The 11,942-nt window shown below is 68.7% G+C and carries 11 protein-coding genes; 4 read left to right on the top strand and 7 right to left on the bottom strand.

The features are described from left to right. The first annotated feature begins 27 nt into the window (after window positions 1-27). From ACE3PU_RS08600 to ACE3PU_RS08590, 3 genes are read left to right on the top strand one after another with little or no spacing between them, the layout of a single operon-like run. Window positions 28-1,374, top strand: coding sequence for an MFS transporter (locus ACE3PU_RS08600; RefSeq protein WP_374388721.1), 1,347 nt, complete (start codon window positions 28-30; stop codon window positions 1,372-1,374). Then, window positions 1,371-2,159, top strand: coding sequence for a nucleoside triphosphate pyrophosphohydrolase (gene mazG, locus ACE3PU_RS08595; RefSeq protein WP_374388719.1), 789 nt, complete (start codon window positions 1,371-1,373; stop codon window positions 2,157-2,159). The genes ACE3PU_RS08600 and mazG overlap by 4 nt, the downstream gene beginning before the upstream one ends. Then, complete coding sequence (locus tag ACE3PU_RS08590; protein WP_374388716.1) at window positions 2,156-2,812, top strand: HAD family hydrolase; 657 nt, start codon at window positions 2,156-2,158, stop codon at window positions 2,810-2,812. Before mazG ends, ACE3PU_RS08590 begins: the two co-directional genes overlap by 4 nt. A gap of 4 nt (window positions 2,813-2,816) precedes the next feature. Here the strand turns inward: ACE3PU_RS08590 and ACE3PU_RS08585 are convergent, their stop codons facing one another. The 7 genes from ACE3PU_RS08585 to dusB all read right to left on the bottom strand — a co-directional run bounded on the left by ACE3PU_RS08585 (window position 2,817) and on the right by dusB (window position 11,717). Next, window positions 2,817-4,454, bottom strand: a complete 1,638-nt coding sequence (locus ACE3PU_RS08585) for a Na+/H+ antiporter (protein WP_374388712.1) — start codon at window positions 4,452-4,454, stop codon at window positions 2,817-2,819. 3 nt (window positions 4,455-4,457) lie between these two features. Beyond that, on the bottom strand, window positions 4,458-5,771 hold the full coding sequence (hflX, locus tag ACE3PU_RS08580) for a GTPase HflX (protein WP_374388710.1): 1,314 nt from the start codon (window positions 5,769-5,771) through the stop codon (window positions 4,458-4,460). Next, window positions 5,772-6,017 carry an RNA chaperone Hfq gene (gene hfq, locus ACE3PU_RS08575; protein WP_003164861.1) on the bottom strand — a complete coding sequence of 82 codons (246 nt, stop codon included), beginning with the start codon at window positions 6,015-6,017 and terminating at the stop codon, window positions 5,772-5,774. Between the two features lie 104 nt (window positions 6,018-6,121). Further along, window positions 6,122-6,985, bottom strand: a complete 864-nt coding sequence (locus ACE3PU_RS08570; RefSeq protein ID WP_374388708.1) for a D-amino-acid transaminase — start codon at window positions 6,983-6,985, stop codon at window positions 6,122-6,124. Continuing rightward, on the bottom strand, window positions 6,985-8,391 hold the full coding sequence (locus ACE3PU_RS08565; protein ID WP_374388706.1) for a sigma-54-dependent transcriptional regulator: 1,407 nt from the start codon (window positions 8,389-8,391) through the stop codon (window positions 6,985-6,987). Before ACE3PU_RS08565 ends, ACE3PU_RS08570 begins: the two co-directional genes overlap by 1 nt. Before the next feature lie 9 nt (window positions 8,392-8,400). Then, entirely contained in the window at window positions 8,401-10,665 is a 2,265-nt protein-coding gene (locus ACE3PU_RS08560; RefSeq protein WP_374388703.1) for an ATP-binding protein, read from the bottom strand. After that, window positions 10,662-11,717, bottom strand: a complete 1,056-nt coding sequence (gene dusB, locus ACE3PU_RS08555; RefSeq protein ID WP_374388701.1) for a tRNA dihydrouridine synthase DusB — start codon at window positions 11,715-11,717, stop codon at window positions 10,662-10,664. The genes ACE3PU_RS08560 and dusB overlap by 4 nt, the downstream gene beginning before the upstream one ends. A gap of 64 nt (window positions 11,718-11,781) precedes the next feature. Between dusB and ACE3PU_RS08550 the strand changes: the two genes are divergently transcribed. Continuing rightward, window positions 11,782-11,942, top strand: a 161-nt coding sequence (locus ACE3PU_RS08550) for an NTP transferase domain-containing protein (RefSeq protein WP_374388791.1), incomplete at its 3' end; no start/stop codon positions are given.

Raw genomic sequence — 11,942 nt, 5'->3', positions numbered from 1 at the left:
GACTCGCGGCCTGGCCGGACCGCCCGCATGACCGCACCCCGCCGCTCGAACGCCGTGTTGGCCGCCTTCTCCGGCCCCTGCCTGCCGCTGGCGGCCTTCGGCGTGGCCTTGCCGGTCACCCTGCCGGAGTTCTACGCCACCCATGTCGGGCTGGAGCTGGGCGTGGTCGCCGCCATGTTCATGGCGGTGCGGCTGATCGACATCGTCTTCGACCCCTTCATCGGCTGGGGGATGGACCGGACACGGACGCGCCTGGGTCGCTATCGGCCGTGGATGATGGTCTCCGTTCCCATCCTGATGCTGGCCGCGCTGATGATGTTCGTCCTGGTCCAGCCCGGCGCGCCCCCGGCCTATCTCTTCGTCTGGCTGCTGGTGCTCTACCTGGGCTTCTCGATCGGCACGCTGGGCCAGCTCGGCTGGGCGGCGGTGCTGGCGCCGCAGTACGACCAGCGCAGCCGCATCTACGGCTGGTGGCAGGTGTTCAACATCATCGGGGTGATCCTGATCCTGGTTCTGCCGACGGTGGTGATCCAGACGGGCCTCGGCGACTATGCCGACGGCGTCCGGATCATGGGCTGGGCCATCATCATCGCCCTGCCCCTGACCTTCGGCCTGGCCATGCTGGCAGTGCCCGAACCCGTCAATCCAGGCGCCCAGCCGCACGGCGGCGTCTCGGCCTATCTGGCGCTCTTCCGTCTGAAGACGGTGCGCAAGCTGCTGGCCGCCGACCTGCTGCTGGGCGTCGCGCCCGGCGTCACCGGCGCGCTGGTGTTCTTCTTCTTCGGCTGGATCAAGGGCTACGACCACGCCCAGGCGTCGCTGCTGATGCTGGTCTATTTCATCGCCGGCCTGTTCGGCGCGCCGATCTGGACATGGCTGGCGGTGCGCATAGGCAAGGACCGGGCCCTGGCGGTCTCCAGCCTGATTTTCGCGGCCGCCTATGTCGGGGCCACCCTGCTGCCGGGCGGGAACTTCCTGTTGAGCGCGGCGGCCATGTTCGTCGCGGGCCTGCCCTACGCCGCCAACCTGCTGCTGCTGCGCGCCATGATGGCGGACGCCGGCGACGAGGTGCGGCTGGAGACAGGCGTGGACCGGACCGGCCTGATGTTCTCCATCCTGTCGGCGACGACCAAGCTGGGTCACGTCTTCGCCCTGGTCCCCTACGCCTTGCTCCAGATCATCGGCTTCCGCCCCGATGCGGCGCCGGGCGGAAACGGGCCGGAGGCGCTGCTGGCGCTGCAGGTGCTGTTCATCGCCCTTCCCGCGGTGCTGATGGTCGCCGCCGCCTGGGTCCTGAAGGGCTATCCCTTGACGGCCGCGCGCCATGACGCCATCCGCGCCCAACTCGAAGCCCGCGACGGAGCCCCCGCTTGAGACCCATCGACCGACTGCTGGGGATAATGGCCAAGCTGCGCGACCCTGACGGCGGCTGCCCCTGGGACGTGGAGCAGACCTTCGCCACCATCGCCCCCTATACGATCGAGGAGGCCTATGAGGTCGCCGACGCCATCGAGCGTAACGACCTGGGCGAGCTGAAGGGAGAGCTGGGCGACCTGCTGTTCCAGGTCGTCTTCCATGCCCGCATGGCCGAGGAACAGGGTCTGTTCGCCTTCGACGATGTCGTCACCGCCATCGCCGAGAAGCTGGAACGTCGCCATCCCCACGTGTTCGGCAACGAAGCGCAGCGGTCGTCGAAGGAACAGACCGTCGCCTGGGAGGCCATCAAGGCCGCCGAGCGCAAGGATCGGCAGAAGCCCGGCGTGCTGGACGACGTGCCTGTCGGCCTGCCCGCCCTCACGCGCGCGGCAAAGCTGACCAAGCGCGCGGGCCGCGTCGGCTTTGACTGGCCGTCCACCGACGAGGTGTTCGACAAGCTGGCCGAAGAGGTCGAGGAGCTGCGCGTCGAGATCGCCGCCGGCGACAAGGACAAGGCGCGCGAGGAGCTGGGCGACCTGCTGTTCGTCGTGGCCAATCTGGCGCGCAAGCTGGACGTCGAGCCGGAAGACGCGCTGCGCGCAGCCAACGCCAAATTCGTTCGCCGTTTCGGCTTCATCGAGGCCGAGCTGGCCAAGGACGGCCGCACGCCCGAACAATCGACGCTGGAGGAGATGGACGGCCTCTGGAACGCCGCAAAGGCCGCCGAGAAGCCGGCCGCGTGACCTACGACCTGATCATCTTCGACTACGACGGCGTGGTGGCGGACAGCGAAGTGCTGAACAGCACCGTCATGGCCGAACAGCTGACCGCCATCGGCCTGCCGACCACGCTGGACCAGGTGCTGGCCGCCTATACGGGCAAGCGGTGGCGCGACAATCGTCCCGTGGTCGAGGCCGCGCTGGGCCGCGCCTGTCCCGAGGACTTCCACACCAACTGGTTCGCGACGTGCCGCGCCCGCGCGCCGTCTCACCTCAAACCTGTCCCGGGCCTGATCGACTTCATCGCCACGCGCGCCGAGGCCCGCTGCATCGCCTCGTCCAGCGGCCCCGACTGGATCGGCGTCGGCCTGGAGCTGTTCGGCCTGAAGGACCATTTCGACGGCGCCGTCTTCACCGGCCTGAACGTCGAACGCGGCAAGCCGCACCCGGACATCTTCCTGCACGCCGCCCGCAGCATGAACGTCGACCCCGCACGCGCCCTGGTCATCGAGGACAGCGAGGCCGGCGTCACCGCCGGGGTGGCGGCCGGAATGACGGTGGTGGGCCTGACCGCCGGCGCCCATGTCCGTGAGGGGCACGCCGAGCGCCTGGCGGCCCGAGGCGCGCATCACCTGGCCGACAGCTACGCCGCGGTGTCCGCCCTGATGGATCACTGATCCCCTAGAGGTAGCGCAGTTCCTGCAGGTCCACTTCGCGGATCATCTTGCGCGCCGTGACCTCGTCGATCTGACGGGCCCGCGCCATTCGGCCCAGTTCTTCGCGCTCGGCCGCCAGACCCGCCAGCCGCAGCCGGCGCTCCACATCGTCGATCTTGCGGGCCAGGACCGCGTCATCCTCGTCCGTGCGCGTGTGGGTCTCAACGCGGTGGCGATAGACCTCCATGATCCGGCTGGCGATGTCGGAATAGAGGTCGGGGTTGGGCTTGCCTTCGGCCATGGCGTGGGACACGTCCTCGATGGCGCGCAGGGCGGCCGAGGCGGCGGCGACCCGGCCGCGGTCCTCTTCCCGCTCGTGCGACGGCTCAGGCGGCAGCTCGACATCCTTCAACAAGCGCGGCAGGGCGAAGGTGGCCACCAGCAGCGACACGATGATCACCCCCGCCGCCAGGAAGATGGCCAGATTGCGCGACGGCATGGGCGACCCGTCCGCCAGCACGAACGGCAGGGTCAGGATGCCCGCCAAGGTGATCGCCCCGCGCACCCCGGCCAGCGACATCACCATGGTCAGACGCAGGCCGACCTTGGGCGGCGGGCCACGATGGCGGCGTCGGAACAGCGTCAGCTTCAGCGACGTCCACACCCACAGGAAGCGCAACGCCGCCAGCGCCGCGACGATGGCGAAGACATAGACCGCCAGCCACCACACCTCGGGCCGGCTGGTGCCCGCGACCACCTCGGCCGCGCGCGCCATGATCGACGGCATCTGCTCGCCCAGGATGACGAAGATGATGCCGTTGGCCACGAACTGGACGGTGTCCCAGACCACGCCGCGACGAATGCGCGTCATCGCCAGCGACTGGCCGCCGACGCCGCCGCGTTCGGTGAAGCTCATGGTGATGCCCGCCGCGACCGCCGCCAGGATGCCGGACGCGCGCAGTTCCTCCGCCACCAGATAGGCGGCGAAGGGGATCAGCAGGCTGATCAGGATCTGCGCGCCTACATCCTCGCCCCAACGCTTGCTGATCCATCCCTTGGCCGTGCTGATGGCCAGCGTCACCAGCACCCCGGACGCCACGCCCGCCAGCGCAAGCCAGGCGAAGTTCCCGATGGCGTGTGTCAGGGAGAAGACCCCCGTCGTCGCCGCGATCACGGCGATGCGCATGCAGGTCAGGCCCGTTGCGTCGTTCAGAAGCGACTCGCCCTCCAGGATGTGCATCAGCCGTTTTGGGATCGGAGCGCGGGCGGCGATGGCCTGGACCGCGATCGGGTCGGTCGGCGACAGGATCGCCGCCAAGGCGAAAGCCACCGCCAGCGGCATCTCCGGGATCATCCACCAGATCATGAATCCCAGGCCGACGACGGTGAAGATCACCAGGCCCAGAGCCAGCTCAAGGATGACCGCCCGGTCGCGGAACAGGTCCTCCTTGGGGATCCGCCAGCCGTCGAGGAACAGCAGCGGGGGCAGGAACAGCAGGAAGAAGATGTCGGGTTCCAGATCGACCGTCTTGCCCGTGGCCAGCACGATGACCGCGCCCAGTCCGATCTGGACCAGCGGAAGCGCGATGCGGGTGATCCGCGCGATCGAGCCCGACACCACCACGGCCAGAAGCAGAAGCAGTACGGTCTCGATCAGATGCATGGGTCAGCCGGCCAGGTCGGGGTAGAGGCGCTCGAATCGCCCGAGCGCCGCAGGATGCAGCCGGACCGTGACGTGAGTACGGCCAAGCTCGTCCGTGTCCCGGAATGTCACCCGTCCATGCTCGTACAGCCAGGCCAGCGCCTCGCCCTGTTCAGGCTGGATCGTAAGGCGGGTTTCGGGATCGTCGTCGATCAGGCCGGCGATGGTCTCGCGCAGCGGCTCGATCCCCTCGCCTGTCCAGGCCGAGACGGCGACGGCGGTTCCGTCGCGCCGGTGGCGCTCGGCCTGGCCCAGCACCGTTTCGCGGGCGTCTTCGTCCAGCAGGTCGATCTTGTTCCAGACCTCCAGCACCCGGCGCGTCTTGCCCTCCGGCGTCTCGATCTGTTTCAGCACCGCCTCGACGTCCGCCGCCTGAGCGGCGCTGTCGGGCGAGGCGATGTCGCGCACGTGCAGGATCAGGTCGGCTTCGCCCACCTCCTCCAGCGTGGCGCGGAAGCTCTCGACCAGTTCGTGAGGAAGGTCGGAGATGAAGCCGACGGTGTCGGCCACGATCGCGGGCCGGCCTTGCGGCAGGCGAATGGTCCGCTGCGTCGTGTCCAGGGTGGCGAACAGCAGGTCCTTGGCGAACACCTCGGACCCCGTCAGGCGATTGAACAGCGTCGACTTGCCAGCGTTGGTGTAGCCGACCAGGGCGATGGTCGGAAACGGAACCTTCTGGCGCTGTTTCCGGTGCAGGCCGCGCGTGCGGCGCACCTCTTCCAGCTCGGCCTTCAGCTTGACGATACGGTCGGCGATCAGGCGCCGGTCCAGCTCGATCTGGGTTTCGCCCGGGCCGCCCGTCGATCCGGTGCCGCCGCGCTGGCGTTCAAGGTGGGTCCAGGTTCGAACCAGGCGCGACCGCTCATAGTCCAGACGCGCCAGCTCCACCTGAAGCCGGCCTTCCTTGGTGCGGGCGCGTCGTCCGAAGATTTCCAGGATCAGGCCGGTGCGGTCGATGACCTTCACCTCCCATTCCTTCTCCAGATTGCGCTGCTGCACTGGGGTCAGGGCGTCGTCGATGATGGCGACATGGGCCTCGGCCGCGCGCATCAGGGCCGCCAGTTCCTCGACCTTGCCGGAGCCGAACAGGGTGGCGGGCGCGACCTTGCGCACACGCACGATCTCCTCGGCCTGGATGTCCAGGTCGAGCGCGCGGGCCAGGCCGGACGCCTCTTCCAGCCGCTCCTGCGCCAGACGCGGCGAGTCCGACCGTCCGTCGGGATGGATGACGACCGCTCGCTGAACCGGGGCGGCGTGATCAATGAGTTTTTGGGTCAATCAGTCTTCTTCGGCGTCGGGCTCGTACAGCTGCACGGGCGCGGACGGCATGATGGTGGAGATGGCGTGCTTGTACACCAGCTGGGACTGGCCATCGCGGCGCAGCAGCACACAGAAGTTGTCGAACCAGGTCACGATGCCCTGCAGCTTGACGCCGTTCACCAGAAAGATGGTCAGCGGCGTCTTGGTCTTGCGGACCGAGTTGAGGAAGGTGTCCTGAAGGTTCTGGCGTTTGTCTTGCGACATGGCAGGTTTTTCCTGTTCTTGGTTGTTCGCCGCGAAGAGAGCGACGTCTGGGCCGAAGGAGCCGACGACGACCTTAGCCGCCGCTTCCCCGCTCGGGCAACGCCCTAAATGGCGTCGCGGCGCGCCCGTTCAAGATAGAGCTGACGCAGCCTTGTGGTGATCGGGCCCGGCTTGCCGTCGCCGATGCGCGTCCCGTCGATCGAGACGGCCGGGGTGACGAAGGCGCCGGCGGCGGTGAAAAACGCCTCGCGCGCCCGCTTGGCCTCCTCGACGCTGAACGGCCGTTCGTCCAGCTCCACCCCGTGCTCGGCGATCAGATCCATGATGGCGGTGCGGGTGATCCCCTTCAGGATGTTGGCCTGGGTGTCGCGGGTGCGCAGCTTGCCGTGCTCGTCCACGATCCATGCGTTGGTCGACGAGCCCTCGGTCACCAGTCCCATCTCGTCGACCATCCAGGCCTCGTAGGCTCCCGCCTCGCGCGCCGCCTGCTTGGCCAGCACGTTCGGCAGAAGCCCCACGGTCTTGATGTCGCATCGGCCCCAACGGATGTCCGGTTGCGTCAGGATCGCGACTCCCTTCTTGGCCTGGGCGTCGCCGCGCGACAGGGGGATCGACTTGGCCGTGACGATGACGCTGGGCGGCGTGCCCGGCGCGGGAAACGGATGGTCGCGCCGCGCCGTGCCGCGCGTGACCTGAAGATAGACGATCCCATTGACGACCCGGTTCCGGCGGATCGTCTCGCGCAGCACCTGCGTCAGGGCCGCCACCGACATCGGGATGTCGATCCGCAGCTCGTTCAGGCTGCGGTGAAGCCGGGTCATGTGGCCGTCGAAATCGGCCATCCGGCCGTCGAACACCGACCACACCTCATAGACGCCGTCGGCGAACTGGAAGCCGCGATCTTCGATATGGACGACGGCCTCGCCGTGCGGGCTGTAGGTTCCGTTGACGTAGGCGACGCGGGACATCAGGCGGTCTCTTCCTCTTCACCGCCGCGGGCGGGCGAGACGCCCAGCGACTTCAGTTTTCTGTGCAGCGCCGACCGCTCCATGCCGATGAAGGCCGCGGTGCGGGAGATGTTGCCGCCGAACCGCATGATCTGCGCCGCCAGATACTCCCGCTCGAAGACTTCCCGCGCCTCGCGCAGCGGCAGGGCTATCGTCCGTTCGGCGCCCAGCGACGGCGTCGCCCCGTTCGACGTCGCCACCTCCTGCGGCAGCATGTCGGCCGTGATGGGCTCACCCGGATCGCCGGTCGCCAGGATCAGCAGCCGCTCGATATTGTTCCGGAGCTGACGAATGTTGCCCGGCCATGGGTGAACCTGCAGCACGGCCACCGCGTCGTCGCCGACGATCCGCCTCGGCAGGCCTTGGGAAGCGCTGATGGTGTCGACGAAATATTCGATCAACTCGGCGATGTCCTCGCGCCGCTCGGACAGGGCGGGCACGCGGATCGGCACCACGTTCAGCCGGTGAAACAGGTCCTCGCGGAACCGTCCCTCGGCGATCTCGGCTTTCAAGTCTCGAGAGGTGGAGGTGATGACGCGCACGTCGACCTGAACGTCCTGCTCGCCTCCCACCCGACGGAAGCGCTGGTCCACCAGGACGCGCAGCACGCGGCTCTGGCTTTCACGCGGCATGTCGCTGATCTCGTCAAGATAAAGCGTGCCGTTGTGGGCGCGCTCGAACACCCCGATCTTGCGCGGCCGGCCGTCCTGACCTTCCTCGCCGAAAAGCTCCACATCCAGGCGTTCGGGCGTCATGCCGGCGGCGGAGATGGCGACGAACTCGGCCCTGGCCCGAGGGCTGCCCTCATGGATCTGGCGCGCCACCAGCTCCTTTCCCGATCCGGCGGGCCCGGAGATCAGCACGCGGCTGTTGGCCTGCGCCACCTTGCCGATGGTGCTGCGCAGCGCCTGGGCGGCCTGGGACTTACCGATCAGGCCCGACGGCGTCATGGTCGCCGCGCGCAGGCGACGGTTCTCCCGCTTGAGGGTTGCGGCCTCGATGGCCCGCTCGACCACGACCACAAGCCGATCGGACTTGAAGGGCTTTTCGATGAAGTCGTAGGCGCCGCGCTTCAACGCCGTCACCGCCGTCTCGATATTGCCGTGGCCCGAGATCATCACCACCGGCAGGTCGGGATCGATTTCCTTGACCACCTCCAGCAGCTCCAGCCCGTCCAGCCCGCCGCCCTGCATCCAGATGTCCAGGATGGCCAAGGAAGGCTTTCGCGCCCGGATGGCGGCCAAGGCCTCGTCGGAGTTGGAGGCTACACGCACGGAATGGCCTTCGTCCTCCAGAAGACCCGAAACCAGGTCGCGGATATCCGCCTCGTCGTCGACGACCAGAATGTCGGAACCGGTAGGTCGCATCTTGCCTCGCTATTCGGCGGCGACGGTCTGGAGCTTGCGCTCCGTCCCGCCGACGGTCTTGCCGGGTGGGTTCAGGGGGAAGATCAGGCACACGCGCGCGCCGCGCAGCGTCTCCGCGTCGGCCAGCTTCAGCTCGCCGCCATGGTCCTCGCAGATGCGCTTGACGATGGCCAGGCCAAGGCCCGTCCCCTTCTCGCGCGTTGTGACGTAGGGTTCGGTCAGACGATCGCGGTCCTTGGCCGGCAGACCGACGCCGTCGTCCTCGATCACGAATGTCGCCAGGCCGTCGTTCACCGTCAGCGACGCCAGAACGCCGGCGCCATCGTTCGCCGCAGGTTCGCCGGCGGCCAGACGACGCGCCGCGACGGACTCGCCGGCGTTCTTCAGAATGTTGATCAGCGCCTGGCCGACCATGCGGCCGTCGCATTGCAGCGTCGCCTTGGGCAAGGGCTCGGTCAGACCCACGACGATGTCGGGCGCCGCTACGCGCTGCGCAAAGACCGCCTCGCGCAGCATCTCCGCCGGGTTCTCGGGCGCGAAGCGCGGCGCCGGCATGCGCGCGAAAGACGAAAACTCGTCCACCATCCGGCCGATGTCGCCGACCTGGCGAATGATGGTGTCGGTGCAGCGGTCGAACACCTCCACATCCTCGCCGATCCGGGACCGGTACTTGCGCTTCAGCCGCTCGGCCGACAGCTGGATCGGGGTCAGCGGATTCTTGATCTCGTGCGCGATGCGGCGCGCCACGTCACGCCAGGCCGCGTTCCGCTGGGCGGTGACAAGCCGAGTGATGTCATCGAAGGTCAGGACCATCTCGCCGCCCTGCCCGCCTTCGATCCGGACGCGCAGCCGCCGCGTCTCGCCGTCGCGACTGACGTCGATATCCTCTTCAATATGCGCCTCGGCCCGTCGGACCAGGTCGCTGAGTTCCGGCGACAGGGTGGCCAGCTCATGGCCCAGCACCTCCGCGCCGTCGATGTGCAGCAGTTGAAGGGCGCTGTCGTTGATCGCGGAGATGCGGCCGTGGCGGTCCAGGCCGATGACCCCCGCGCTGACGCCGGACAGCACCGTCTCGATGAAGCGGCTGCGGTCCTGGGCCTCGTCGCTGGCGGCCTTCAGGGCGGTCTGCTGGGCCTGCAGGTCGCCCGTCATGCGGTTGAAGGCGGCCGAAAGGTCCGCGATCTCGGCCGGGGCGCCCTCCCCGTCCACGCGCGCGCTGAAGTCGCCGCCGGCGACCTGGTCCGCCGCCTTGACCAGACGACCGATGGGCGCGGAGATGCTGCTGGCGGCCGACATGGCCATCCACACGGCGCCGACCAGGACCAGCAGCGCCGTCTCCAGATAGCTGAGGATGAAGGCCGACTGGATGCGGGCGCGGCTTTCCTGAGCCTCCCGGTAGCTCTGGATAGCGTCGAGGGCCGTGCGCATCTGGGCGACGAGGCCCGGCGCCAGCGGACGCACGACATAGAGATAGGCGTCGCCGTATTCCGGCAGGGGATAGACGGCGCGAACGGTGTCGGGGTTCTCGGTGACCTCGACCGGCGCCTCGGCGCCCTCGGCGGCGACCTCCAGGGCGGATTTCGGCGGGGCGAGATAGGGCGGCGCGCCGGGTCGCTCGGCCTGGGCCAGAACCTGACCGTTACCGTCCAGGATGTAGATGGCCGGATAGTCGAAGAAGTCGGCGATCTGGGCCAGGGCGCCGTTGAACTGGATGCGGTTGCCGAAGGCGGATCGGACGCCGCCCAGCTCGTTGGTGATGGTCCCCAGGTCGCGCTCCAGTCCCTTGCCCACGTCGGCGATATAGGCCCGGCCGATGTCGGCGCCGTTCTCGACCGAGGCCTTGACGTTCTGGCTGAACCACTGATCGACGCCGCGGTTGACCAGAACCCCGAACACCAGGGCGATCAGCACCGCCGGGATCACCGCCACCATCGAGAACAGGGCGACGAAACGCAGGTGAAGGCGCGAACCCGCCTCATAGGCCCCGCGCGCGAGGGCCAGCACCCGCCGGCCGATGACGAAGGCCAGGACGGCGATCAGGACCAGATTGGCGATCAGGACGCCCAGTGCCAGCCGGCCGGATGATCCGGCCCCGCCGTCGGCGCCCGGCGCGATGGCGGTCAGCCAGACCGACGCCGCGGTCGCGGCCATGGCCACGATATAGGCCAGGCCGAACGCCGCCCGCGCCCGCTCCGAATCCAGCCGTCCCCAGAACGGCTCGTCTCCCGACGCGAGGTCGGCGCGAGGAGCCGGGCTGGAGGGCGTATCCGTCATGCCACGGCACTCTCCACAAACTGTGGCGCGATTTCAACAGAGGACTCGCCGACCCGCGGCATATTCCGTCGCCAAAGCGCCGCCATCGCCGCCTCTACGGCTTGGGGATCGTCGATCCGGCAAATTCTTGCCTTAGCCTCGCGGCGGTGTTGCGGATCGGCCGGCCAGGGGGCCTGTTCGATGTACCAGCCCAGGTGCTTGCGGAACATGCGCAGGCCCAGCGGCAAACCATAGAAGGCGACCGACGCGCGCAGGTGCTCGACCACGATCGCCAGCCTTTCCTCGCGGTCCGGCTCGGCCAGGGCCACGCCGTCGATCAGCGCCCGCTCCAGATGCGCCGCCAGCCACGGGCGCCCATAGACGCCGCGTCCCAGCATCAGGCCGTCCGCGCCCGATCGGTCCAACGCCTCCCGCGCCTGTTCGGCCGTGATGATGTCGCCGTTGACGATGACCGGCACGCCGACCGCCGCCTTGACCTCTCCCACCGCGTCCCAATCGGCCTGACCGGTGTAGAACTGCTTGCGGGTGCGGCCGTGCACGGTCACGGCCTTCACCCCGATCTCTTCGGCGCGGCGGGCGAGGTCCGCGGCGTTGCGGCTGTCGTCGTCCCAGCCCAGGCGCATCTTGACGGTGACGGGCCGCGTCGTCGCCCGCACGGCCGCCTCCATGATGCGACAGGCCAGGTCCGGCGTCCGCATCAGGGCGGACCCGGCGGCGGAGCCCGTCACCTCCTTGGCCGGACAGCCGAAGTTCAGATCGACGATGTCGGCGCCGGCCTTCTCGGCCACGCGCGCGCCTTCACCCATGGCCTCGGGATCGCGCCCGACCAGCTGGATGACCGTCAGCGGCAGGCCCTCGCCCACGGCGGCGCGGCGCACCACGTCCGGGCGGGCGCGGGCCAGCTCCCTGGCCGCCACCATTTCCGTCGCGACATAGGCTGCGCCCAGCCGGGAAGCCAGCAACCGGAACGGCAGGTCGGTGACGCCCGTCATCGGCGCCATCAGCACCTGGCCGGGCACGGTCACGGCGCCGATCTGGAGGGTTCTGCTCATCCGCGCCTTTCGCCGCATTCGACACCCTCTCGTCAAGCAGGACCGCGGCGCTTAGAAGGCCGGCATGACCTTTTCCGCCATCATCGTCGCCGCCGGCTCGGGCTCCCGCGCGGGAGGCGAGAAGCAGTGGAGGCCGCTGGGCGGCAAGCCCGTGCTGCGCTGGTCGGCCGAGACCCTGCTGGCGGCCGGCGCGGGCGAACTGGTCGTGGTGGTCGCGGCCGGCGC

Source organism: Brevundimonas sp. (assembly GCF_041911375.1).
GTDB lineage: Bacteria > Pseudomonadota > Alphaproteobacteria > Caulobacterales > Caulobacteraceae > Brevundimonas.
Note: the sequence above shows the minus strand (reverse complement) of the source record. Positions and strands in the feature narration are given on the sequence as shown.

Bases quoted from the DNA above. Each gene is read 5' to 3' on its own strand.
- ACE3PU_RS08565 (WP_374388706.1), bottom strand. From the start codon at position 8,391: ATGCGACCTACCGGTTCCGACATTCTGGTCGTCGACGACGAGGCGGAT.
- ACE3PU_RS08570 (WP_374388708.1), bottom strand. From the start codon at position 6,985: ATGTCCCGCGTCGCCTACGTCAACGGAACCTACAGCCCGCACGGCGAG.
- ACE3PU_RS08585 (WP_374388712.1), bottom strand. From the start codon at position 4,454: ATGCATCTGATCGAGACCGTACTGCTTCTGCTTCTGGCCGTGGTGGTG.
- ACE3PU_RS08600 (WP_374388721.1), top strand. From the start codon at position 28: ATGACCGCACCCCGCCGCTCGAACGCCGTGTTGGCCGCCTTCTCCGGC.
- ACE3PU_RS08560 (WP_374388703.1), bottom strand. From the start codon at position 10,665: ATGACGGATACGCCCTCCAGCCCGGCTCCTCGCGCCGACCTCGCGTCG.
- dusB (WP_374388701.1), bottom strand. From the start codon at position 11,717: ATGAGCAGAACCCTCCAGATCGGCGCCGTGACCGTGCCCGGCCAGGTG.
- hfq (WP_003164861.1), bottom strand. From the start codon at position 6,017: ATGTCGCAAGACAAACGCCAGAACCTTCAGGACACCTTCCTCAACTCG.